This is a genomic window from Rhizobium sp. T1470, assembly GCF_042140505.1.
Lineage (GTDB): Bacteria > Pseudomonadota > Alphaproteobacteria > Rhizobiales > Rhizobiaceae > Rhizobium > Rhizobium favelukesii.
This window is the reverse complement of the sequence record NZ_CP148093.1, coordinates 305216-329579: the sequence shown is the minus strand read 5'-3', so window position 1 is coordinate 329579 and position 24364 is coordinate 305216. Positions and strand designations below refer to the sequence as shown.

The following is a 24364-nucleotide window of genomic DNA, read 5'->3' as shown; positions in this document are numbered from 1 at the left end:
CGATCAGCCGTCCTTGTAGTAATAGCTGTAGCCGTTGAGCGCCGGGGCGCCGCCGAGATGGGCGTAGAGCACCTTCGAGCCCTCGGGGAAGAAGCCCCTTCGCGCGAGATCGATCATCCCCTGCATCGACTTTCCCTCATAGACAGGGTCGGTGATCATCGCCTCGGTCCGCGCCGCGAGCCGGATCGCCTCGTTGGTCTCCTCCGAGGGCACTCCATAGGCGGGATAGGCATAGTCAGGGTTGATGACGATCTCGTCTTCACGCACGGACCGGCCAAGGTTCACGAGTTCCGAGGTCGCATCGACGATCTTCCGAACCTGATCCCCCGTCTGCTGGAGGGTGCCCGAGGCATCGATGCCAATGACCCTGTCAGCCCTATCCATTGCGGCAAAGCCGACGATCATACCGCCCTGGGTCGAGCCGGTGACCACGCAGACGATGATATAGTCGAAGGTGAAGCCTAGGTCCTTCTCCTGTGCCGCGACTTCCTCGGCGAAGCCGACATAGCCGAGGGCTCCAAACTTATGCACCGAAGCGCCAGCCGGGATCGCATAGGGCTTGCCGCCGGCATTCTCTACCGACTGAATCGCATCCTCCCAGCTCTTGCGGATACCGATGTCGAACCCAGCGTCGACCAGCCGGCTGTCGGCGCCCATCAGTCTCGTCATCAGGATATTGCCGACACGGTCATAGACTGCATCATAGTGCGGTACCCATTTCTCCTGGATGACGACACATTTCATGCCGATCTTCGCCGCAGTCGCAGCCACCATGCGCGTATGGTTCGACTGGACCCCCCCGATCGACACCAGCGTATCCGCGCGGGAGGCGATCGCGTCGGGCACGATATATTCGAGCTTCCTGAGCTTATTGCCGCCCATGGCGAGGCCCGAATTGCAGTCGTCGCGCTTGGCATAGATCTCGACCTTGCCGCCCAGCGCCGCAGTCAGCCGTGGCAGGTGCTCGATCGGAGTCGGGCCGAAAGTGAGTGGGTAGCGTTCGAACTTTTCCAATAGTGACATCGATCAGGGCCTCCGTGCCGATTTGTGGTCGAAGGCTAGTAGATATCTCTTGAAAGGTGCTCTCTCATTTTGCTGTAAAAGCTTTCGTAGTCGAGATAATTTTTCGATATTCGGATTCGATTCTTCAATTATGAGATCCAAATGAACGTTTCTTCCACAGAGGATTTCGACAGGGTAGACCTCAAGATTTTGCGCGCCCTGCAATCGGAGGGCCGGCTCAGCAATGCCGATCTTGCCGAGCGCGTGAATGTCAGCGCTGCAACTTGCCACAGGCGAACTCAGCGCCTCTTCAAGGAGGGCTACATCACCGGCGTGCGGGCTGAGGTCGCGCCGGGCCCCGTAGGCCTCGGCGCGATGGTGATGGTTGGCGTGGTACTAGATCGCTCCACTCCTGAGAGCTTTGGCGCCTTCGAGGGTGCGGTCATGGAGCTGAAGGAAGTCCTGGACTGCAATCTGGTCGCTGGAGACTTCGACTATCTCCTGAAAATCCGCGTCCGCGACATGGCTGATTTCAACAAGCTGCACGGCCAGAAGCTGATCGCCCTGCCAGGCGTTCGCCAGACGCGCACCTTCTTCGTGATGAAGGAGGTCAAGGAGAACGCGAGGTTGCCCTTCTAGCGTCGTCAGCAGCTATCCGTGGGTCCAGCATCTTTGTCCGCTTCCGCGCAGATTGTGCAGTCCGTGTTCGAGCACCTTAACAGGGATCAGGCTCGATGTCCCTTCAGCAATTGTCGTCAACGCCTCACCTTCTGCTTCGCTCAATGTTCTCGGTACCACGTCGATAACGAAATTGAGTCGAGAACAAAATCGAGCGGATCGCGAACGCGGCACATGCATAGAACCAGGAAATCATATGGTTCGGACGGCATCGTCAACTTGACGAAATAGGTAGGCCGGGTTGTTGTGACCGTTAGATCAGAAACCAGCAGGCGCCGCTCACCTCAGTCCAGGTCTGAAAAGCCTTTTGCGAGGGACCTGCGGGTTGTGTGCGTCGAGTTCTGCAAAATTGGGCGGTCATGAGTGCTGGTCATGCGGCTTGACGCACACAACCCGGGGCCATTCCACATATGAGGAAGACCCCATTTAACTGCCAAGCGACAATGCCCCATGCGGACGGAGTGAATGAGCGCTCACTCCATCGTGGCGGCTTTGCGCGAAAAAAGAGAGCGAGGCAGAGCGCCGCGCGAGGTATTCGGGCGGATTGACATTGGCAAGCCCTTGATAATCCCCCAACGTGGCATCCAACTGAGCCTGAAATTGCAATGATCCGCCTCGGAAAGGAAGCCCAACCGCCGATTTCGATTGGGAGGTTGAGGCCGCCCTCGCCTGGCACGATGAAGCTGCACGCGCTACGATCGCCACCCTTCTACTCGACTGCAAGCATCTGCGAGAGCAGCTTGCGCTTGCCGAGCAGTTCATGAGCCGCGGCCTTACGCGCGGGTGAACGTGGGCCTTCAAGCTCGCGGTAGACCTCTCGCCGGTCCTCTGTCCTTAAAGATCGAGCAGAGAAAACCAATCGTGGACGCTCAGTCCCAATCGTTCGAGCTGGGACGCCAGCGTCTTTGCTGGGTCACCGCCCGCTGCGTTGTAACTCGGAAGGGACAGGTTTTCGTCGCCCAATGGAAAAAGCGATCCGTGGCGCTCCAGCACCGCGCCGGCGCCGATCTCTCCGCCGCTACAGAGGAATGAGGCTTTGCCGCGACGCTCAGAGCGAAGTAGCCGCCGCGAGCATAGCCCAGACCATTCAAGCCGCTGCTGCCGAGCAGTTCATGAGCCGCGGCCTTACGCGCGGGTGAACGTGGGCCTTCAAGCTCGCGGTAGACCTCTCGCCGGTCCTCTGTCCTTAAAGATCGAGCAGAGAAAACCAATCGTGGACGCTCAGTCCCAATCGTTCGAGCTGGGACGCCAGCGTCTTTGCTGGGTCACCGCCCGCTGCGTTGTAACTCGGAAGGGACAGGTTTTCGTCGCCCAATGGAAAAAGCGATCCGTGGCGCTCCAGCACCGCGCCGGCGCCGATCTCTCCGCCCGCTACAGAGGAATGAGGCTTTGCCGCGACGCTCAGAGCGAAGTAGCCGCCGCGAGCATAGCCCAGACCATTCAAGCCGCTGCTTTCGAAGGCCGTCACGCGACCGACCATCATGACATGGTCGCCCGCCTCGATAACATCATGCATCGAACATTCAAACCACGCCGCCACCTGCGCGAATATCGGACAGCCGTTCGGACCCCTTGCCCAGTCGACAGCAGCGAAGCGATCTTCCAAGGGGCGGGCAAATTTAATGGACACATCCTTCTGCGCTTCTGAAAGTACGTTGATCGCGAAATGCTCGGCTGCGGTCATTGCTGGGTAGTCGCGCGCAGTCTTGGCAAGGCAAACGAGCAGCAGCGGCGGATAATAGCATTCCAGCATCGCCATGACGGTCGGTTCGCCATGCGGCACCGTCACCGGGTGGCCGGCGCGTGCCGTCTCGAAAAGACAGGCGGCGCGGGCGGGATCGACGACCGTAAAGACCGGTCGCCGCTCACCGAGCGTGATCGATAGGTGGCCTGCGACGGCAGCGGCGATGCCGCCGACGCCGGACTGAATGAAGACATGCGTCGGCGGCGTGGGCATCTGGCGCAGCGCCTCGCGCACAAGCGCCGTATAGCCCTGCATCACCAAGCCGGGAATCCGCTCGTAACCGGGCCAGGAGGTGTCGGAAAGGTGATGTCAGGTTAACCGATGATGAAGTTGTAGGCGGTAGTTGGTAGTCATGATTGAGTCGACTGTCAGCTACAAGCGTCATCGTTTCCCGTCCGCTGTGATCGCTCGGGCGGTCTGGCTGTACTTCCGATTTCCGCTGAGCCTTCGCCTAGTGGAAGAGATGCTGCTGGAGCGCGGCATCGTCGTTTCCTATGAGACGATCCGGTGTTGGGCGAAGAAGTTCGGCCGTGACTATGCCGGCCTCTTGCGGCGCAAAGCACCGAGCCCAAATGACGTGTGGCATTTGGACGAAGGTGCGCCACGAAGGCGCGAAGGAGGAGCTATGATTTAGGCACTTCCCAAGCAGCCATGCTGCACAGGAGATGAGGGCTGGCCCCTCGAAGCCGGCTTGCAGGAGCGGGTTTCAAACCACCTCAAGCTGCTGTCGTAAAGAGCGATGGTGGTGAGCGTTGAGGAAAAGGCCGGACTTGATCCGGTCAGGTAAGATGCAAGGAGACGAGCGTGAGCGAACCGCTGACGACGTGTCGAAAAGTGCATAGATGGCGTCAAAACCGGGTGGGCTTCGTTAACCCGGGAGAAGTCTGGGAGATACCTGTCTACTGCCCAGATGGCGTCCGGCATGAAGGCGGCGTGACCTTGCTTCAGGCTCTTGTGTGGAACGTGGGAACCTGTCGCCCCGATGCGAAGGGAGACATCCAAGTGGAAGCACCATGAGGATCCGAGTACCGATGCGGGGCACAGGGACGGAGTTGCGTGTAGTAGTGAAGAAGGTGCTGTAATGGCGTTGGAGCGAAGGCGCAACACTGTCCAGCTTTATCGAAAGGTCAACCGTCATGCGGGAGGAGCCTTTGGGTAAAGCAAAGCCGTTCGATATTCCTAAACGGGCTGTTTGGGAGGCTTATCAACGGGTAAAGGCGAACCGGGGTGCAGCCGGGGTCGATGATCAGTCGATCGAGGATCTTGAGCGGGATGTGAAGAACAACCTGTTCAAGCTCTGGAACCGATTGTCATCTGGCAGCTACTTTCCGCCGCCAGTCAAACGGGTCGCGATCAAAAAGCGGCAAGGTGGTACAAGGCCGTTGGGCATTCCCACGGTCTCAGACCGGATTGCGCAAGGGGTGGTGAAGGCATACCTGGAACCGGAACTGGAAAGACATTTCCATCCCGATTCCTATGGGTATAGGCCCGGCAAGTCGGCACTCGAGGCCGTGGGTATGGCAAGGCAGAGATGCTGGCGCCATGACTGGGTTCTCGATCTCGACATTCAGGCCTTCTTCGACACCATTCCACACGACCTGTTGCTACGGGCGGTGCGAAAGCACACCGACTGCACGTGGGTGTTGTTGTACATTGAACGGTGGCTGACGGCTCCCGTGCAACTGGAGAACGGCACTTTGGAACCTCGGGAGAGGGGAACTCCGCAGGGGTCAGTTATCTCACCCTTGCTGGCGAACCTCTTTTTGCACTATGCGTTCGATCGGTGGATGGCCAAACACCGTCCTGAGATTCCGTTTGAACGCTTTGCCGATGATGCCGTTTGTCATTGCAGCAGCGAGCGTCAGGCCCAAAAGTTGCAAACGGATCTTGAGCAACGGTTTGCTGAATGCGGACTGAAGTTACATCCAAACAAGACACAGATCGTGTATTGCAAGGATAACGTTCGGCGGGGGCATTGCCCCAATCAGAAGTTCGACTTTCTCGGCTACACCTTTCGACCGAGACTGGCAATGAACCGATGGGGCAAGACCTTCGTCAATTTCAGTCCGGGTATCAGCAACCGAGCCGCGAAAGCCATCCGTCAGACAATGCGGGACTGGCAGCTTGACCGCCGTATCGACAAGCGCATCAATGATCTGGCCAAGATGTTCAATCCGATCCTTCGTGGTTGGATGAACTACTATGGTCGTTACCACAAATCGGCACTTTCCCGAGCATTGATGCACCTCGATCTGCGCCTGGCACGCTGGGCCATGTCGAAATATCGACGCCTGAGACGCCATCGTCGGCGTGCGCGGTACTGGGTCCAGGACGTAAGGCGTCGGGAGCCAGCGCTGTTTGCACATTGGCGATTGCTGTATCGGGCAACGGCTGGACGGTAGGAGCCGGATGAGTGGAGACGCTCACGTCCGGATCTGTGAGAGTTGCGCCTTGCAAGCGCGTTGAATTCAGCCGTCTGAGATGACGGCCACGGCAAAGCCTAGCGAGCAGCCGTGTACTGAGTCTTGCGTGGTGTCCGGTAACGGCCGCTGCGAAGCGTAGACAAGGAGATTGTAGGCCGGAACATACGTGAACGGATAGATAGCCCCGAAATCGAACGTGATCGGAGTAGCCGACCCTGTCTCTCAAAGGGGAAGGCGGAATCGCAGGCCGCGTCTTTGCGAGTGGTCCAAGGTGCTCCCGGGGTTCGTACCGCCAGCATGCAATCGAAGGATTTGACGTGAACAAGGGAGATCCAACCGGTTCAAGCGCAAGCTTGTAGGACCTGCCAAGCCGATGAGGCGAGAAGGGGCTGATGACCGGGTGGAAGTCAGACTGACTGATAGTACTCCGAGGTCGGGAGAGCCGGCCACATGGGGAAGCGGTCAGCGGTAGTTGAAATGTTTTTGGGCAACATGGGCTCCATTCAACGGGAGACACGGCCTTTCATGCAAAGGGAAGATCAGCTGACCATGGAAACGGGACTTGAACATATAGCAGCGAAAGCTCGGTGTGAGCCGAAACTCCGCTTTACGTCGCTTGCCCATCACATCACGCGCGAACGGGTGCAGAGGAATCTGTTGAGGATTCCGCAGCGCTCGGCCGCCGGGGTGGATGGTCAGACGGTGAAGGCGGCGAAGGAGAGCTTTGGAGAATGGATAGAGCCGATGCTCCAATCCATTCACCGCCAGGGATATCGCGCGCCGGCAGTGCTGCGCGTTTACATCCCCAAGCCCGGCAAGACGGAGAAGCGCCCGCTCGGGGTGCCAACTGTTTCGGACCGGGCGCTTCAGCGCAGCACAGCTGCGGTGCTGTCGGCGATCTACGAGCAGGACTTCTTGCCCTGCTCGTTCGGCGGCAGGCCGCATCTTAGCGCTCATCATGCCCTGTCGACCCTCAACGAGGCAATCTGCGGCGGCCGGACGAGCTGGGTGCTGGAGGCGGACTTGAAGGACTATTTTGGGAGTCTGTCGCATGAGTGGCTGCTCCGGTTTGTCGAGCATCGAGTCGGGGATCCGCGCGTGATCAGCTTGATCAGGCGCTGGCTGAAAGCAGGCGTCCTTGAGGACGGGGCTGTCCACCCGAGTGATGAAGGAACTCCTCAAGGAGGGTCGATCAGCGTTTTGCTGAGCAACGTTTATCTCCATTATGTGCTCGACCTCTGGTTCGAGCGCGTGGTGAAGGTCCAGCTCAAGGGCGAAGCCCGGCTGGTGCGTTATATCGACGACTTCGTGATCTGTTTCCAACATCAATCGGATGCGCTCCGCGTCGAGGACGCTCTCCGTCATCGTTTGGGGAAGTTTGGCCTCACTCTTGAGCCGAGCAAGACCAAGTTGGTCGAGTTTGGTCGGTTTGCTCAGAGAGATGCGAGCAAACGCGGCAGAAATCGCCCGGAGACGATCTACTTTCTGGGCATGACGCTGTACTGCTCGCGGAACCAAAAGGGTAACTTCAAGGTCGGGATGCGCACGGAGAAGTCTCGGCTTCGACGTAGTCTCTCGTCTCTGCAGGAGCTGATGCGGCAAGTTCGACATTACGTCATCAGGGACCAGGTCAGCGAAATCAACGCTGCTCTTCGTGGCCACTACGCCTATTATGGCATCGCCGGAAACCTTCGGTCGCTGCTCAAGGTGTATCGGGCCACGGAACGGTACTGGTGCCGAATGTTACGCAGCCGCAGCCGAGATGGTGGCCGCCTCACATGGGACACTTTCAACCAGATCAAAGAACGGAACCCGCTGCTGCGACCCAAGCTGCGGCTTCCTTACGGGAAGCTGCAAGCACTCGCGGTGCTGTGAAGCTGCCGAAGAGCGTAGTGCGGGAAATCCGCACGCTACGTTCTGTGGGAACCGGGGGCGGGTGACTGCCTCCGGTGACCCAGTCCTGGGGGTGAAATTCCCCCGGGCCACTCGACTCGTCATCACGATCGGTGGCAAAAGGCATTGGCTCTGGCGGGCCGTCGATCGGGACGGCTATGTTCTCGACGAGATTGTTCAGGCCCGCCGGACCCGGCTGATGAAGAAGCAGGGATGCTTACCGAAGCGCATCGTCACGGACAAGCTTCGTTCCTACGGCGCGGCACTGCGGCAGATCATGCCCACGGTCGAGCATCGATCGCACAAAGGGCTGAACAATCGCGCCGAAAACTCCCATCTACCCCTGCGAAAACGAGAACGAATAATGCAACGGTTTCGCTCGCCAGGCGCACTGCAACGCTTCACGAGCGTCTTTTCGGCGGTCCGAAATCTCTTCGTCCCGCCACGCTCCAAACACTCCGCCATCGCCGTCCACCTGCACCGCATCAGAGCGATCGCCCATTGGAGAGCAGTCACGGGCACCGCTGCCTGAGCTTCCCGCCTAACGGAAAGTGTTCCTGAGGAAGTTAACCTGACATCACCGCCAAATACGTTCATCCATCACCCCTCAGAGGCGGTTGCTTTTGACGCTCGTTCGCACGCCGACGCGGTTTACGCAAAGCCGGCTGCCACAAAAATTTCCCCGCCTTCGGCTTCCTCGCGCATCAAATTTTTGCGCCCTCCAGCTTCCTCCGCTGTGCTTCGGCCTTCGGTGCGCACCGCTTTCCGCCGTGCCATGTGAACGATCATCGCAACCACCAAAGAGGAGTGACTAAAATGACCGCAACCAACTACATCCAGTTCGACGCAGACGACCTCGACACCGCCAAGGGCAAGGGCCTCATCTCCACCATCGACCGCGACCTGGACATCAACGTCGTGCCGTTCACCTCGGATAACGAGAAAGCCCCGACGCACCGCGTCTATGCCAAATCACCGCGCGGCCATGACATCGAGGTCGGCGGCGTCTGGAAGAAGAAGAACGCGGAGGGCAAGCCCTACTACACGCTCTCGATCAAACGCCTCGGTTTCAATGCCAATCTCGGCCGTTTCCCCGGCCAGGACGACCCGACACTGCAAGCGGTCATCGAATGGGAACCCCGCGATTGATCGCGGCAAAGCGCCCGGCGAACAGCCGGGCGCTCACCGCAGAACGGCCGGAAATCACCGCAAAGTGCTCGATTTCCAGCACTTTTCCTGCTAGGGTGCGACGTAACTGGAGATTTGCCGATGAACATCCATTCCCCCCGTCCGGATCGTTCCCCGGAGGCCATTGCAAAGCGCAAGAAGGCAACCGATCAGGCTCGTGCTGCCAATATCCGGCAAGGCTACACTTACGATCCACTCCTCGAGGAGGCGACGGCAGCCTATGTCGCCGGCGACATTGGCCGCGACGAATACCGCGCCCGCGTCGTGCGGCCCTCAAAGCACTCCTGATAGCTTCCCTCCCAGAGTGAAACACCGCCTGCCCTCGTGCCGGCGGTGTTTTGTGAACTAGGCCATGTCCGACGAGCGCTCCAAAGGATCATATCTCTATCCCAATACCTCTGACGATCCCGATCGGATCGACGTGCTGCGCAACAAGTTCGGCATCCAGTCGAACTCGGAGCTGAGCACGGAGGAATATCGCGCGACGGCCTTTCGTATGGCGGAAATCGCAGAAGGCGACGGGCCGGGAGGCAATTTCGACAAGGAACATTTGAAGGCCATTCACGGCTATATTTTTCAGGACGTTTACGAGTGGGCCGGTCACACGCGCAACGAGACCCCGATCGTTGACGGCGCCCGGGTCGAGCCGATCGGCGGGCTCGCCAAGGGCGGAACCTCTTTCCTGCACGGCTCTCGGATCGAGTTCGGACTGGACGAGGCTTTGAAGCCGATCCGCGATCCCGAAGTTCTTCGCGGTTCCACGCCAGAGCAATTTGCCGTGCGCGCGGGCCAGGTGTTGGCCGAGCTCAATTACGTGCATCCGTTTCGAGAAGGCAACGGACGCGCTCAGGAAGCGTTCATCGCGGAACTGGGCCGCCATTACGGTCATGACGTCGATTTCACCGTCATCAGCAAGCCGCGGATGATCGAGGCGTCGATCGAGACCACGAACGACCCGTCCAGTCCGGCAATGAAACATGTCATGGAGGACGCTACCAATCCGAACCGCCAAGAGGCGCTTCGCGCCGCGTTTACCGATCTGGAACAGTGCGGCGAGAAGCCGTTTGAACACAATATCCGCACGGCGCGTCCGGGCGAAGAAATCACCGGCCAGGTTCTCGGGCACGACAATCGTGTCGCCAGCATCGTAACGGACGATCGGATCGTTGCCGTCGATCGCGCGGATCTTCCGAAGAGGTTGCCCGACGATCACGACATCACCTTTACGGCACGATCGGACTTTTCCCGCCTGGGGCGCGAGCAGCAGGCCACCGCGGCGCAATCGCAGCCAGAACGGGCCGAGGAGCCACGGCAGGATGCCAGCGCCGAGCTGAAGGCATCTGCGGCCGAAATGGCGGCGCGGCGAGAGCGTGAGCGCGACGACGACGATCGCGATCGATAACCAACGACACGCGGCGAGCTGCTCTTGTCGTCGTCGATCGGGCCAGTGTCCCCCATGTCTCGGCGCCGTCTCCATCCGTTGGCTGATTTGACGGACAAGCTACGATAGCCCCTCCCCCATGCAACCGCTGTCGCGGTCCTCCTCTGTCGTTTCGGCCCTACGGGTGCGTGGGCTCGTTTCGGCTATCTCCGTTTTTTGCCGTCAACCAACGGAATGGAGACGGCCATGCAGAGCATCAAGGACACCTACCAACGCATCACCGATACCATCGTCGAGCAGCTTGAAGCCGGCACCAAGCCGTGGATACGCCCCTGGCGCGCCAACGTCCGCAGCTCACTTATCCCGCGCCGCGCGCCGCGCGCCAATGGCCGGCGCTCCAAAATCCGCGCCTTCGTCGAGCATGTCTTCGCCCAGCAGAAATCCCGCATGGACTGTTCGTACGCCGATCGGCATCGCGCGCGCCAGGACCAAGATCGGCATGGCCAACCTCGCCTACGATCTGACCCGCTTTGTCTGGCACCAGGGACGAACTGCGTCCCCTTGACGAAAGCGGCGGGACAACGCCGCTGTGATGCCGGCCTCGGACATCCACCCAGCCGAAAATCAGTCAAACCGAAGCCGCGGCCCCGATACTGGGCCGAACCAAACGTCATTGCCGGCCAGCCGGGCGGCAAATGCTGGTAGTTCGAGGTGTCCAATTGGCGTACCGTCTGCGCTGCACCGATTCTCGACACCGGCGGCCTCGTGGTCATGGCGCTCGGGAACGGTGCGGATGGCCACGCTTTTCTGGCGGCGAAGCGGGTGATGCGTGTCCGAAACCTGACAGCGGCAGCAAAAATGTCAGGTTCAGTACAACCCGCCATCTTGGGCACTCTGGAGGCTTTTCAAGCATAATCATGCGCTTGCTGCACGCTGAGCGCGCTGGCATGGTCTTTGCGCATTGAGATGCGGCAACACTGAGTGAGGGCTGCGTGCAGACGCGCAAGACGAGCGATGCTCTCCTTCCCTTCAACCGGTGTGCCACCTCTCTACGAGGGAAACAAGCTCGCGCATAAAAGTCGCGCAACCTTTGGCAATAGCTTTGGAGGACTACATGTGGAAACTGGCTGCGTGGCGAGCCCCTCACGAACTTCCAGCCCGGCAAAGTGTACATCGTGTCAAGATTACCCTTGGCTTAGGTCAGCCACATTCGCCGCTTGTTGAATTTGCGTCAGGAATTTATAGGGAGGAGCAAATTGTCTGAGACCGTTATATTCGGCGGCAAGAATCTTCCCGACGTATACAGAGATATCGAGTCTGAGGTTAGAAGATATTGCCGTGCTTATCCGGTAGAATTTGGGCGGGCGAAAGGTTCCTATCTGTATGATCGGCTGGGCCGCCCCTATCTTGATTTCTTATCGGGCTGTGGATCGCTTAACTACGGGCATAATTGCGAGCCAATTCGCGAGTCGCTCATGGAATACATACTCAGCGACGGAGTTGCGATGAGTATGGATATGTACTCCGTAGCAAAGACAGGCTTTCTCACGGCGCTGCGAGATGCGATCCTTGTTCCCCGTCAACTGGATTTTCATGTTCAATTTACCGGGCCTACTGGAGCTAATGCTGTCGAAGCGGCGATAAAGCTCGCACGGAAATTCACCGGTCGAGCGAATGTGATCGCCTTTACCAACGGCTTCCACGGGTGTTCATTGGGTGCTTTGGGGTTGACCGGGAATTCATCGCATCGTGCATCATCAAAGCCCCTTCTAACGCAAGTTACTCATCTACCCTACTGCGATTATTTTGGACCCACCGTTGACACTGCGGCTCAAATAGAAAAACTCCTATTGGATTCTTCCAGTGGGATCGATGCTCCGGCCGCATTTGTATTTGAAACAGTCCAAGGCGAAGGTGGTGCCAATGTGTGCTCACCGATCTGGGCTCAGAGAATGCAACGACTAGCCCATGAGATCGGCGCCCTCACGATTGTCGACGACATACAGGCTGGGTGCGGGCGAACCGGAAATTTCTTTTCCTTTGAAGATCTCGGTATTGTTCCTGATATCGTGATCATGGCGAAATCTATTTCGGGTTTTGGCCTCCCGATGTCTATCGCGTTCATTCGGCCCCAATATGACATTTGGAATCCAGGCGAGCACAACGGAACATTCCGCGGTAACAACCACGCTTTTATAACCGCCGCCGCTGCGCTTAAGCGATATTGGTCTAATGATCGCTTTGCAACGGAGGTCAAGGAAAAAGCCATGCTGGCAAGCGGGGTCGTTGAAAACATAGCGGAGCAGTATGGGCTGTCCGCGAAGGTAAAAGGCCTTTTGCTTGGTCTTGAATTTTCAAACACTCAAGATTGTGCAGCGGTCAAAGAGGCGTGCTTCCAAGACGGTTTGATCATCGAAACCTCCGGACCAAAAGACGAAGTTCTTAAAATTCTGCCGCCGCTCACGATTAGCAGATCCGAGTTTGATGACGGTTTGCAGATTGTTCGGAGCGCGTTGAATAAGGTGCATTCCTCATCTAGGCGACTGGCAACGGTTGCGCGGGCGGCAACATGAATAGTCGAGGTCCAATACACTCGTGGTCGACCAGCGGCCGACTTTCCATCGCTACGGTAATAGTCGGTTACGGACATGCTGGCCGCGACCTTCACGAGCAATGCATCCAAAAACTATGGGCTTCACGACCGGGGTCGCTGTCGACCACTGTTGACATTCTCGCGGTCGATCTATCAAGCGATCGCAGAAATCTCGCAGAGAAAGACGGACATCGGGCAACTGATGTGTTGCCTCCGGTAAATCTACAGCATCCAACCGTTTGTCATATCTGCATTCCCCCAAAAGATAGAGTCGCTGCTGTAAGGGCCGTACTCGACAGAGGCTATCGCTCCATCTTGGTGGAAAAGCCGGCTGCGCTTTCGGAGCACGAATACCATCAGCTGCTCTCGTTGGAAGAGCAGTTTGGCGCACGAATTCTGGTTGTTTCAAATTGGCCTTGCAGCGCCCTGACCGCTTGCATCAGAGCCTTCCTTCGAAGCAAGGATCTCGGAGACGCGATCTCAGCTGTGTTGGTGCAAACAAAATCTCGGATAGCCCGTAGTCAAAAACACGTTGATGAACATATTGCTGAGGTAGAGTTACCCCATCAGCTTGCACTGGCACTGCATCTATTAGGCGATGGGCATGTCGAGGAATGTCGAATAGCGGATATGATCTTGCCAAACGGCTCAAGGATAGCATCAATGGGCTCTGCTCGTGTGGTGCTTCGCCACTCTGGTAACGTGCACTCCACGGTGTTCTCTAGCCTCGCGCATCCAGTTCGCCAACGCAGCATCTCAATAGAAATGAGCACCGGGGTCACAATTGAAGGGTGGTTCCCGGCTAGTGCGGACGACAACATATCTAGTCTGCAGTTGCGGAAGGGCAGCGAGCTGTTGTTTTCCACTTCAATGTTTGATGATCCGCTGACGCGTTCTATCGAGCTTGCATACAATCATTTCCACCCCGTGCTAGGGCCGAGCGACGAAAGTCTCGTACGCGCCATGTCGCTGCCGGCGCATAAGAAAATAGCGAGTGTAATTGAGTTCGCAATGACCCGAAAAAGCGTCGAGCAGATTGGTTCGTTCGAATATCTTGATAGTAATGTTTCAAACGGGCGGCCGCATGCTAGTGCCATTCTATAGCAATACGCAGGAAATGCGGAGTCTTACTCCCGATCTCAGACGTGAGTTTGCGTTTCTGGTTGAGCAGGACACTCTTGTTAATGGTCCTATGGTCAAGCGCTTTGAGAAAGAACTGTCAGATTATACCGGAGCAAAATATGTAATTGCGACGTCCAATGCTTCGGACGCCCTAGAGCTGGTTCTTCGCTCGCTTGGCATCGGACCGGGCGATGAAGTTATTGTTCCGTGCTATTCCTATTTTTCTTCCGTGTCCTGCATTCGAAAAGTTGGCGCGACTCCAGTTTTCGTCGATATCGATGCCCCAACTTACGCCTTGAACCTGCTTGCTGTCGAGGCGGCAATTACGCGGGACACGAAAGCAATCATGGTCGTCCATCTTTTCTGTCAGATGGCCGACATGCAGGCGTTGAATGCGGTTGCCACGCGACATCAAGTTCTCATTGTTGAAGATAGCGCCGAAGCAATCGGGATGACTCAGAATGGCGTGCACGCAGGCAGGTTTGGATCAGCTGGCGTACTGTCGTTCTTCCCGACAAAAACATTGGGCGCATTAGGAGACGCTGGAGCGATTATCACGGACGATCCTAAACTGGCAGTCGCGATGCGTCAGACGGGAGATCTCGGACGGGACGGGTCAGGCCTTGCTGTTAGACGCGGTATTTGCAGCCGTATGGACGACTGGCATGCCATCGTACTTTCTCACAGGTTGCGGACACTCAAAGCTAATATCGAGCGCCGCCAAGAAGTGGCGGCACTTTACTCTCGACTACTCGGGCAAGTGCCCGACGTTCAGTTGCCTCGTCTTACCTCATACGTGAAGAGCGGTGAGGAAGTGTTCTACGTCTATTTGGTCCAGGTTGAACAAAGGGATGAACTGGCAAAGTTTCTACTTGCGCAGGGGATCGTCACAGAAACCTATTATCCCATGCCTCTTCATTTGCAGCCTGCCATGTCGGACTTGGGGTATCGCGTCGGCTGCTTTCCTGTCGCAGAAACGGCTGCATCCAAGGCACTCGCACTTCCTATCCATCCCGAGATTCAAAAGGCTCAGATCGAATATACGGTTGAAGCCATTGCCAGGTTCTACTCATCCAGATGAACGTTTCCTTCTTCAATTACGCAAGAACGGCCGCTCTGCTGCCCAAAGCCTTGCCCGATCTTCTGCTCATTCACTGCGAGAAGGGTGAGTTCATTTTGAAATCATCAGTCGACTTCTTTGAGAGGCAGGTGGCATCGTTTGCTGGGTCTGAGGATCTTAAAACGGTGGCCGTTGGTTCTGTGTCTGCGGGCATGCAAATAGCCCTCGAGGCCTTGGGCATTGGCCCAGGGGATGAGGTTATCACCCCCGCATATTCATACTCATCCACAGCAAATGCGATCGTAGCGGCCGGCGCGACACCGATCTTTGTCGATATCCAGGCGAACGATTGGTCAATTGACGTTGATGCAGTTGGGGCAGCGCAATCGATACGCACCAAGGCCGTCATCGCAGTGCATCTTTATAGTGGTGTTTGCGACATTCCTCTGCTGCGATCGAGATTGCCGGACCATATCCATATTCTTGAAGATAGCGCGACCAGTTTTGGTGGAAAGCTTCGAGGTCACCCGTTGGGAACTCTCGGTGACATTGGCGTATACTCGTTTTATCCGGCGAAGCCGCTTGGCGGCTTGGGCGATGGCGGGATGATTGTCACAGACCGAGAAGAGGTTGCCAGTCTCTGCCGGATGCGCAGGAATCATGGGCAGGATGGAAAGACGCGTTTTGTTCACCACGTAAGCGGCCACAATAGCCGTATGGACGAAGTGAATGCTGCCTACCTCGCGATACAGATGGGATTTCTTGTGGAGAGGATCGAGCGCCGTCGGGCGATCGCAAAACGATACGACGCGGCTTTCACCGTCGCCGGAGTTGGCCTTCAGCATTGCATTGAACCAGAGCGAGTCCCGTATCGATATGTCGTTCGGCATCCAGATGCCAGTCGTTTGCGGCAGTTTCTTTTCGATCTCAAAATAGAAACCCAAACAGGGTTCCAGGCACCCCTGCCCCACCAGCCGGCTTTCGCGCACTTCGTGGAGAAAGGAGCGTCGTTGCCTGTGGCCCTTCAGATGAGCCAGCAGGCTGTCTGTTTGCCACTGTATCCGGAGCTGACGGATGCCGAGGTAAACCATGTGATCAACGGTGTGCTTGAGTTCGGAAACGCCTGCAGATGAAGTCACCCTACTCCATATCGGGAATTGCCGATGAAGCTGCGTCGTCGATCGCAGTACAGATTGCCACTCACAAAGCCATTGGCCTCTCGCACATTGAACTCAGGTCCGTCGACGGCTCCCCGATTGACGCATTGGGAAAATCTGAGGTCAGTGCCCTGATAGCCCGCATTAAACAGGCGGATTTCGTCGTTGACTGCCTCGACTCGAGAATCGGTAACTGGTCGAGAACAGTTGAGTATCCACTCGATGATGAACTAGCCGAAATCGACCGACTTGCTAATATTTGTCATGCATTGGGCTGCAAGTCAGTGCGGATCATGTCGTATTCGCGCGGCACTTTTTCGGCGCATGATTGGCAGGAACGCGCTATCGAGCGGTTGTTTGTTTTTGTAAATCGCGCCAAGGAGCACGGGATCATGCTTCTTCACGAAAATTGTGATGGTTTTGCCGGTAGATCGCCATCCGATACTCTTCGGATGCTTCGGATCGTCGATAGCACCAATCTGCGTTTGCTATTTGATACGGGTAACGGGCTCGCCTACGGATATGATGCCCTCGCGTTCTTACGGCCCATCGTCGACTTCGTCGATCACGTCCACATTAAGGATGGTATGAAGTGTGGAGGCGAAGTCACTTATTGTCGCGCTGGCTGTGGACATGCCGGCGTCGCGGCATGTTTGGCGCTACTTTTCTCAAGCGGATACAGAGGAGTTTTCTCTGTCGAGCCCCATCTAGCAGTGCTCCCGCACGCCGGTAGAGCAGACCCAGAGAACGATCGACGCATAGGCCTTTATACGGAATGTGCCGTAAGCGCTGGCGACCTAGTTCGGGATGTTTGGCATGGCATCACGCAGCATGTTTAGTCAGCATCATAAAGATCTGCTGAGCGAACTCATCTCGGTGGATACGGTCACGCCGATGGAGTCAGGCAGATGCTGCGATCTTCCTCGAGCTCTGGATTTGTACGCTGCGGCAGCTCAGAGAATTGGGTTCACAACGCTGTATCGGCATGTGCCAACACTGGACTGTGAAGCCCCCGTTTCGGTGAAGCGTAGAGCGGAAGAAATGGGGCCAGAGTTCTTCGCCCACCAGGCCTCGATTGTGTTGGGATCACAGGACATCCATGGCTGCGCGGACGTAATGTTCAATTTTCATATTGATACGGTCGGCCCTTTTTTCCCTGCGAGAAACCTCCAAGGCGGTATCCATGGGCGGGGTGCTGCAGACAACAAGGGGCCTGGCGTAGCAATCCTGGAAGGAATCGAACGCTGGGCAGCCAACCACCCACCAGAGAAACGTCGCCCGCGCCTGCTTATCCAATGTGTTGCCGGCGAAGAGGGAGGCGCCATGGGCGTCTATGGCACCAAGCAACTGATGGAGTTGGGCTATCACGGCTCGCTGAACATTTTCGCTATTCCATCTGGCGGCGCGTATTTTGACTCCTCCACATGTTCGATGACCCTGGAATTATCTGTCGACGGAAAAGGAGCCACCGACGACGCACCCCACCGAGGGGACAATGCGAGTCTGATTCTCTCTTACTTATGCGCAGAACTGGCGAGACAAATGGGGCCGATTTGCTCTCGGACCGATGTGCGCATGACACTCGCCGGTGTTGCTACAGGTGACATGCATAACCGGGTGTACGGAACCGGCAGAGCGCAGTTCAACTTTTCGTATCGCACGACACGATCAGGCGAGCTTGTGAAGTCCGCAGTAACTAGCGCGATTGAAACCGCGGGTTTCCGCTTCGTAGATATTTTCGGCGGCATTGATGTCTTCACTCGTACGGCAATGCGACTTGATCAGATTCTCACCGTTCGCTGGCTCAAGAGCGGACTGCCAGTCCTCACCAATCGTAACGCAGACTGGGAAAGAAAACTCGCTGACGCAGGAATAAAACGTCACGCCGACGATACCGAGACTTTCACGTGCGATGCAATGTGGGGTCAAGGGCGAGGGTATTCAATTATGTGGGGACCCGGTTCGCTGTCAACGAACGGGGCACACACCTCATCTGAACATATTGACTTCGCCGATCTCGACCAGTTCGCGGATCAAGTTGCAGCGCTCTTGTTTATTGCATCAAACGAAGCGACTGGGGCTGCAGCATGTCTAACGTGATTAGAATCGATGCAGAGTCTCTCAGAAGGCTAATTGAAATGACCTTCCTGAGATATGGGTTCTCGTCTGAGCAAGCCGCCGCCGCCGCCGACGTATTACTTTATGCTGATCTTCACGGCTTGGATTCGCATGGGGTCTGTAATCTTCTCCCGATCTACGTGAAAGCGTTAAGTGATAGATCCATTCTTCCATCATCCACGCTCCGAAGCGTGAGGAAGAAAGGGGCAATTTCGACTTTCGATGCGTCAGGCATGCTTGGACTTCTCGCAGCCAAAGGCGCGATGGAAGCGGCCATCGAACTTGCTGCCGAACATAGTGTCGGGGCCGTGACAGTTATGAACAGTAGTCATTTCGGGACAGCCGGATACTTCGCGCGCATGGCAGCCCAATCGGGAATGATCGGGTTGGCACTGACGAACTTGGGAAATCGTCCTGTCGGGTACGCACAGGGTTCACGCCGAGCAATCATCGGCACCAATCCTTTGGGATTTGCGTCACCCGCTGGGGACTTGCCATCTTTCGTACTTGATATGAGCACGACGGTAGTCGCCAGCGGAAAAATCAAACTCGCAAAGGACCTCGGAGAAGAGGTTCCAGTGGGTTGGATGGTCAATCAGAGCGGTCAACCCGTGACAGATCCCAACTCATATTTGGAAGGTTCTGGATTCCTGGTTCCGTTGGGTGGATGGCAACGATCTACGGGTGGCCACAAGGGGCTTGGACTCTCGCTTTTGGTGGAAGTGCTCTCTGGTGTACTCTCGGGGGCGAGTGTCTCCTTGGGGTTCGAGGATGAGCAAAACAGCATTGGACACTTCCTGTTTGCGCTCGATGTGAGTGCATTTCTCGAGGGCTCCATATTTGCCGAGCGAATGGAGAGGTTTCTCTCCTCCTTATTGGGAGAACCTGTCTTTGAGGGGCATGAGGCACTCACCTATCCAGGACATTCCGACGCGAAAATTGCACTCGAACGAGGCGTCCACGGTATTCCCCTTCCGGCTCCGACGGTCGCCGCGCTCAATTGGCATGCGTCGACGTTAGGAGCTGTTTCTCTAGCGGAGATCGGACAATGATCCATGTTGGCATTGCAGGCCTAGGAGTGATTTCTCACTACTACCTCGCTGCATTAACTAGATCGAACTCTCTGAGACTAACTGCTGTCTGCGATAGCTCGGAAGCCAAGCTGGACGGGTTTGGTCGGCGGCATGAGGTCGAACAGTTCGCGGACTACACAGCCTTGATGCGAGCAGAATGCGTTGACGCCGTCATAGTGAATCTTCCGAACAATCTTCATTTCGATGCATGCAAGCTCGCCCTCGCTGCGAGCAAGCACGTTTGCTGCGAGAAGCCGCTAGTTATGGGCGAGCTTGAATCCAGACGGCTTATCTCCCTGGCTATGCGACAGCAGCGAATTCTCTTCACTGCTTTTCATCGTCGATACAACCGACACGTCAAAGATGTCGGGAGCCTTCGGACAACCGACAATGGAGGAATCGCAGCCGTTTCGATCTACTACAAGGAGGATATTCGGCAGCACGCAGGAAATGACAGTTGGTACCTTGACCCCGCTGCGTGCGGAGGTGGCTGCATTGCTGACAATGGCCCGAACGCTTTCGATCTAGCGATGCATATCGTAGGCGAGATCGATCTCTTCGCAGCCTCCGCCGAGTTCGATGATTGCGGTATTGATATAGCCGCCACAATTGAATTGCGCAGCCAAACTGGACTGCCGGTTCATATTTATTTGGATTGGGCTTATCCCAACGGGGAAGACAAGCGAATTGTGCTGTCAAACGCGGATGGAACGTCGCGCGAAATAGATCTTCTCAACGGGTTCCCAAAGTTCAAATCCTCTCTCTATCACGAATACGTAGGCGTACTAGACAATTTTGCTCATCATGTCGCCAACAGAAGTAAGACAAACTACAGCGCTGCCGCATGCGTTCGGTTGGTTAGCAAAACGTATCAGAAATTATCTGCTTCCGGGATAAGGAATTGAAGCAGAAATGAGTAGGTTGGATCATGCGAAGCACATCAATGAGTCAGGATCTAATGGACGGTCTGTCGAATGCGAAAAAATCAATTCCGTGCCGTTACTACTATGACGACCTTGGGTCGCGTCTGTTTGAGGAGCAATGCAAGCAACCAGAATACTATCTGTATCGCACCGAGAAAGAGATTCTCGAAAGGCAATCGGAGAAAATACTGAAAGCATGTAGCGTTGAGACTTTCGTCGATCTCGGATGTGGGAATTGCGAGAAAACCGAAATGTTTTTGCGTACCTCGATCTCCATGATGCGGTACCCGCTGCTCAATATGATTGACATAAATGGCCTCATTGTAGAAGAAGCAAGCCAACGGCTGAGTCAGACGCTACCAACTTTGAACACGGTGAAGCTTGTTGGTGACTATGCGGCAACCATTCCTATGCATGCTCATCGCATAGAGCCAAGCCTTTTTTTCTTCCTCGGCAGCAACATCGGTAACATGACCGACGATGAAATTCTTCGGTTCATGAACATGTGCCGAACCGGCATGCGTGATGGCGACTACATCTTGATCGGGCATGATCTCGATAAGGATCCCGCATTACTGACTGCAGCATATAACGACAAGAACGGGGTGGCTGCGAAGACAAACCTGAACGTGCTGTCGAACCTTAATAATCAATACGCTGGAAACATCGATATCTCCGCTTTTCGCCACGAAGCTGCCTACTATCCCGAGGGGTTCACGATGAAGTCCCATCTCGTGGCCTTAAGAGACACGACGTTCACATTACCAAAACTCAAGCTCACGGTTTCGGTGAAGGCCGGAGAGCGTATTCTGACCGAAATCGAGAGGAAGTTCCCTATGGGGTACCTTGAGCAACTTTTGGAACTTGCAAATTTCAAGCTGGTTGAAGAATTTCACGATGACAACGCGTGGTTTGCCGTGAGCCTTTTTCGTGATGTTTGCCGTAACGACAGAACAGTCAGCGGCGCGTCCGGGCTCGATGGCTAGTATCGGCCGGATAGCGCAAGCTGAGTGGTTGCGCACTTTCCTGTCGCCACTGCGAGTTGGCAGCTTCCGACTGTATGTGTGTGCGAACTTCTTTCAACTTGTGAGCAGTTGGTCGCAACGGTTCGCATTGCTCTGGATTGTTTGGGAATCATCGCACTCAATGCGTATGCTTTCTTTCGTTCCAATTGGAGAAATGGCCCCTACCATTTGGTTGGGCTACATAGCCGGAATCGTAGCCGACAAGACGAACCGGTTTCACATCGTCATTGGCGTCCAGCGATGTCTTGCCGTTGTCGCATTTTTGCTATCAACCGTTGCTGCATCCGCTATGGGACCGACCCCGGCGATAATCCTGTGGTGCCTAAACGGGACCCTTATAGCATTTCTGACGCCGGCCGCATTCTCACTTACCCCAATGATGGTAGGCAGAGAGTTGCTACCGAAGGCGATTGCCATCAACAGCGTGTGTTACTCCATTGCAGTATTTATTACGCCAGTATTAGTATATGTTCTGATAGAAGCTATCGGTCCATGGATAGTATTTTCACTCAACGGGATCATGCTAATCATTTACAGTACGGTAATCTCGAAAATATCACAGAATTTCCAATCCGACGTGGGTGTCAAGAGTGTCGGAGGCCAGCGACGTGCTTGGTCTCCTCAAGTGACTGCGCCCATCGTTGGGACGCTTGCGTCGCTTGCAATCGTTTGCATTCTCTTCAGACCCATAGGTGAGTTGCTTCCCGGTATCGTCGCATCTCTTCACGGAACGACCGATCTTGCGCTCATCGCCACATTGACCTCTGCCTTTACCTTAGGCGGCCTCTTCTCCAGCCTCATACTTCTCGGGTGGATTTCGCCCTCCAACGCAAGTCGGATCAACGGTCCCGTCGCTCTTGGTCTCAGCGTGTCTGCCATCGCGATGATCTGGGCGGAGTCGAATGCCATCCTGACACTCATAATGTTCGCCTTTGGGCTGACACTAGCGATGAACGCAACACTTGCGCTCGTTTTGGTGCAGCTTGAGGCGGATGAACAATCGCGGGGAAAATTGGTTAGCATCTACTTCTATGTCTATAGCGGTGGCACAGCATTGGGCTCTGTCCTTTATGGGATTGGCGAAGCCTTCCCGCGTTCTATCATCGTCTTTGCGTCAATCGTATTCACAGTGTTTAGTGCGTGCCGATTTGTCGGCGAGCGCAGGAGGAAACTATGGGGGAATCGACTATGAGCGTTTCCAAACATCTTGTCGTTTTTGGCGCTGCCGAATGGCTTCTCGCGTCTGAAAAAAGAAGTTTAGCTCGCTTTACAGTGGTGGACAGAGCCTACTGTTACGACAACTATGCAACTAACAGGCCAGAGCGCCTTCTTTTGATGGAATATGCGGACCCGTCACTTCCGGACATGATTGCTGCAATCCACCGCGAAGATCCCTTCCATGGCGCACTCCTGATGTCCGATGACGCACTTATCGTTGGCGCCACGATTGCAGCAGCCTTGGGATTGGAGTGCGCAAGTGCGGAGGCAACCGCGCAGCTAAAGGACAAATCCTTGATGAGGACTGCCCTCCAATCCGAGAAGTCCGATGCCGTAGAATTCGAACGCGTGCATTCACTTGACGGCATCGCCGCATTCGCTGACAGAGTAGAATACCCGATTATAGTTAAGCCAACAAACTCAGTTGGAAGTTATTTGGTGAAGAAGATAGAGAATCTTCACGACGCGAAGCGCTATTGGGAAGATAATTGGCAGGGTAAAGGGCAAGCAATTCTGGCAGAGAAGTTCATAGAGGGTACGCATTTTGGAATTCTTACGTTTTCATTTTCCGGCAGACTTCTAATCATTGGAATCGTGCGAATATTCCACGATCCGGCGATAGGTCATGGTAGCTGGGTTTCAATTGGGCAGTATGTGCCTGGCGAAGTAACGCAAGCGCAAAGAAGCGCAATCGCTGCGACCCTCAGTCGTGCATTGTCGACGCTTGGGATCGAAGACGGGCCATGCTGGACGGAAATACGCATCAACGGCGAGTCAATCAAAATAGTCGAATCTCAGAACCGTCTGCCGGGTGGATTTATTCCTCAGCTCATTCGTCACTCGACAGGCATCGACGTCCACAACCTCTTGATCGAATGGGGTCTGCGAGAGCGTGGGTCTGGAGACGAAAAAGTCGTAAGGGCGGCCGAAGCGTTGGAGAGCATGCACAGTACTGGCAGCGGAGCGGCGATTCGGTTCTACACCCCGCAGCCTGGGCGCGTGATGAGGGTCACGTTTCCCGAACCTCGCCCGGACGCGATCCTGCGGTCTGAAATCTATATACAAACGCCCGGAGTCGCCCCTGTGATCACGCGGGACATCGACAGGATCGGCTATGCGATCGCGATCTCCGACATTGGGAAGGACGCGTATGAGGCCGCAAGTAATTTTGTTGAGTCCACCAAGTTCGAATACGAAGCGATGGTCTGACGCTATGAGCATGCACCATGAGGTCGACGCAGCTGAAATAGGCAACCGGATCAAAACTTTCCGCTTACGATTTAGCGTAAGCGGTTAGCCGACCACGCTCGACTCGAAGTTCCACGGCATTAGAGTGTCGATATCCTGCGCGGGCCATCCGTTGGCCATGCGAACTAAGGTCTGTGTCAGCCAGGCGAGCGGATCGACGTTGTTCATTTTAGCTGTCTGCAAAAGCGTGGCGATCGTGGCCCATGTGTTGCCACCGCCTTCGAAGCCGGGTTCATAATGCCGGGTTTCTGGCATTCGAATCCAAGGTCACTTATCCCTTCCATCCACTGGTTGACCAAACCGTATTGGTAACCGGCAGCCATGAGCACGAAGGTGTTCATTATCTGCTGATTCGACAAGTCCATGGTGGCTCATTTCAAATCCCCGCATGGATGTTTGATCCTGCGGCAAGTTCGATCGAGATTGTAGCCGAGCCGCGCCTTTCGGCAACGAAGCTTATTGAACTGCGCGCTTTCATTGATTCTCTGTAAGCGCGATTTTCGATGCGTATTGACGCC

At 55.7% G+C, this 24364-nt stretch carries 20 protein-coding genes and 6 pseudogenes; 22 read left to right on the top strand and 4 right to left on the bottom strand.

The genetic code is table 11. The features are described 5' to 3' along the window. Positions 1 to 3: 3 nt before the first annotated feature. Positions 4 to 1023 carry a 1-aminocyclopropane-1-carboxylate deaminase gene (locus tag WGT02_RS31405; protein ID WP_208245982.1) on the bottom strand — a complete coding sequence of 340 codons (1020 nt, stop codon included), beginning with the start codon at positions 1021 to 1023 and terminating at the stop codon, positions 4 to 6. A gap of 141 nt (positions 1024 to 1164) precedes the next feature. Between WGT02_RS31405 and WGT02_RS31400 the strand changes: the two genes are divergently transcribed. After that, on the top strand, positions 1165 to 1641 hold the full coding sequence (locus WGT02_RS31400; RefSeq protein ID WP_208245980.1) for an Lrp/AsnC family transcriptional regulator: 477 nt from the start codon (positions 1165 to 1167) through the stop codon (positions 1639 to 1641). Between the two features lie 873 nt (positions 1642 to 2514). Here the strand turns inward: WGT02_RS31400 and WGT02_RS31395 are convergent. Further along, positions 2515 to 2780, bottom strand: a pseudogene (locus tag WGT02_RS31395) (flavin reductase); the annotation flags it as partial. A gap of 86 nt (positions 2781 to 2866) precedes the next feature. After that, positions 2867 to 3685, bottom strand: coding sequence for a pyridoxal-phosphate dependent enzyme (locus tag WGT02_RS31390; RefSeq protein ID WP_318246581.1), 819 nt, complete (start codon positions 3683 to 3685; stop codon positions 2867 to 2869). Positions 3686 to 3776: 91 nt separating this feature from the next. Here WGT02_RS31390 and WGT02_RS31385 point away from each other — a divergent pair. From WGT02_RS31385 to WGT02_RS31290, 20 genes and pseudogenes are all read left to right on the top strand, one after another. Next, positions 3777 to 4019, top strand: a pseudogene (locus WGT02_RS31385) (IS6 family transposase); the annotation flags it as partial. A 556-nt stretch (positions 4020 to 4575) separates the two neighbouring features. After that, the gene (gene ltrA / locus WGT02_RS31380) at positions 4576 to 5826 is read left to right on the top strand and encodes a group II intron reverse transcriptase/maturase (RefSeq protein WP_225040253.1); all 1251 of its coding nucleotides are present in this window, start codon (positions 4576 to 4578) and stop codon (positions 5824 to 5826) included. A gap of 546 nt (positions 5827 to 6372) precedes the next feature. Beyond that, on the top strand, positions 6373 to 7722 hold the full coding sequence (gene ltrA / locus WGT02_RS31375; RefSeq protein ID WP_375678400.1) for a group II intron reverse transcriptase/maturase: 1350 nt from the start codon (positions 6373 to 6375) through the stop codon (positions 7720 to 7722). Positions 7723 to 7837: 115 nt separating this feature from the next. After that, a pseudogene (locus WGT02_RS31370) lies at positions 7838 to 8272 on the top strand (transposase); the annotation flags it as partial. Positions 8273 to 8556: 284 nt separating this feature from the next. Next, complete coding sequence (locus tag WGT02_RS31365; protein WP_024318656.1) at positions 8557 to 8889, top strand: DUF736 family protein; 333 nt, start codon at positions 8557 to 8559, stop codon at positions 8887 to 8889. A gap of 120 nt (positions 8890 to 9009) precedes the next feature. Then, positions 9010 to 9216, top strand: a complete 207-nt coding sequence (locus tag WGT02_RS31360) for an antitoxin VbhA family protein (protein ID WP_024318655.1) — start codon at positions 9010 to 9012, stop codon at positions 9214 to 9216. Positions 9217 to 9280: 64 nt separating this feature from the next. Further along, entirely contained in the window at positions 9281 to 10330 is a 1050-nt protein-coding gene (locus tag WGT02_RS31355) for a Fic family protein (RefSeq protein ID WP_208245979.1), read from the top strand. A gap of 225 nt (positions 10331 to 10555) precedes the next feature. Beyond that, positions 10556 to 10684, top strand: a pseudogene (locus WGT02_RS31350) (ArdC-like ssDNA-binding domain-containing protein); the annotation flags it as partial. Next, positions 10670 to 10874 (top strand): annotated as a pseudogene (locus WGT02_RS31345) (IS5/IS1182 family transposase); the annotation flags it as partial. The pseudogenes WGT02_RS31350 and WGT02_RS31345, both read left to right, overlap by 15 nt. 691 nt (positions 10875 to 11565) lie before the next feature. After that, positions 11566 to 12882: a diaminobutyrate--2-oxoglutarate transaminase gene (gene ectB, locus WGT02_RS31340; protein WP_210363089.1), complete on the top strand. Its 1317-nt coding sequence runs from the start codon at positions 11566 to 11568 to the stop codon at positions 12880 to 12882. Next, positions 12879 to 14006, top strand: coding sequence for a Gfo/Idh/MocA family oxidoreductase (locus WGT02_RS31335; RefSeq protein ID WP_208245978.1), 1128 nt, complete (start codon positions 12879 to 12881; stop codon positions 14004 to 14006). Before ectB ends, WGT02_RS31335 begins: the two co-directional genes overlap by 4 nt. Continuing rightward, entirely contained in the window at positions 13987 to 15105 is a 1119-nt protein-coding gene (locus WGT02_RS31330; RefSeq protein WP_208245977.1) for a DegT/DnrJ/EryC1/StrS aminotransferase family protein, read from the top strand. Before WGT02_RS31335 ends, WGT02_RS31330 begins: the two co-directional genes overlap by 20 nt. Next, the gene (locus tag WGT02_RS31325; RefSeq protein ID WP_208245976.1) at positions 15102 to 16217 is read left to right on the top strand and encodes a DegT/DnrJ/EryC1/StrS aminotransferase family protein; all 1116 of its coding nucleotides are present in this window, start codon (positions 15102 to 15104) and stop codon (positions 16215 to 16217) included. Before WGT02_RS31330 ends, WGT02_RS31325 begins: the two co-directional genes overlap by 4 nt. Then, on the top strand, positions 16214 to 17080 hold the full coding sequence (locus tag WGT02_RS31320; protein ID WP_024318649.1) for a sugar phosphate isomerase/epimerase: 867 nt from the start codon (positions 16214 to 16216) through the stop codon (positions 17078 to 17080). The genes WGT02_RS31325 and WGT02_RS31320 overlap by 4 nt, the downstream gene beginning before the upstream one ends. After that, complete coding sequence (locus tag WGT02_RS31315; protein WP_208245975.1) at positions 17058 to 18341, top strand: M20/M25/M40 family metallo-hydrolase; 1284 nt, start codon at positions 17058 to 17060, stop codon at positions 18339 to 18341. Before WGT02_RS31320 ends, WGT02_RS31315 begins: the two co-directional genes overlap by 23 nt. After that, entirely contained in the window at positions 18329 to 19411 is a 1083-nt protein-coding gene (locus WGT02_RS31310; RefSeq protein WP_208245974.1) for an Ldh family oxidoreductase, read from the top strand. The genes WGT02_RS31315 and WGT02_RS31310 overlap by 13 nt, the downstream gene beginning before the upstream one ends. Then, a complete protein-coding gene (locus WGT02_RS31305) occupies positions 19408 to 20337 on the top strand; it encodes a Gfo/Idh/MocA family protein (protein WP_208245973.1) in 930 nt (309 codons plus the stop codon). The genes WGT02_RS31310 and WGT02_RS31305 overlap by 4 nt, the downstream gene beginning before the upstream one ends. A gap of 38 nt (positions 20338 to 20375) precedes the next feature. Next, positions 20376 to 21341: an L-histidine N(alpha)-methyltransferase gene (locus WGT02_RS31300; RefSeq protein WP_208245972.1), complete on the top strand. Its 966-nt coding sequence runs from the start codon at positions 20376 to 20378 to the stop codon at positions 21339 to 21341. Beyond that, complete coding sequence (locus tag WGT02_RS31295) at positions 21289 to 22572, top strand: MFS transporter (RefSeq protein ID WP_208245971.1); 1284 nt, start codon at positions 21289 to 21291, stop codon at positions 22570 to 22572. Before WGT02_RS31300 ends, WGT02_RS31295 begins: the two co-directional genes overlap by 53 nt. Further along, positions 22554 to 23807: an acetyl-CoA carboxylase biotin carboxylase subunit family protein gene (locus tag WGT02_RS31290; protein ID WP_208245970.1), complete on the top strand. Its 1254-nt coding sequence runs from the start codon at positions 22554 to 22556 to the stop codon at positions 23805 to 23807. The genes WGT02_RS31295 and WGT02_RS31290 overlap by 19 nt, the downstream gene beginning before the upstream one ends. Positions 23808 to 23891: 84 nt before the next feature. Here the strand turns inward: WGT02_RS31290 and WGT02_RS31285 are convergent. Next, positions 23892 to 24074, bottom strand: a pseudogene (locus WGT02_RS31285) (transposase domain-containing protein); the annotation flags it as partial. On the opposite strand from WGT02_RS31285, the gene WGT02_RS31280 reads away from it, so the two are divergent. Then, positions 24050 to 24337: a DUF5372 family protein gene (locus WGT02_RS31280; protein ID WP_225040261.1), complete on the top strand. Its 288-nt coding sequence runs from the start codon at positions 24050 to 24052 to the stop codon at positions 24335 to 24337. The pseudogene WGT02_RS31285 and the gene WGT02_RS31280 overlap by 25 nt on opposite strands. The last annotated feature ends 27 nt before the right edge of the window (positions 24338 to 24364 follow it).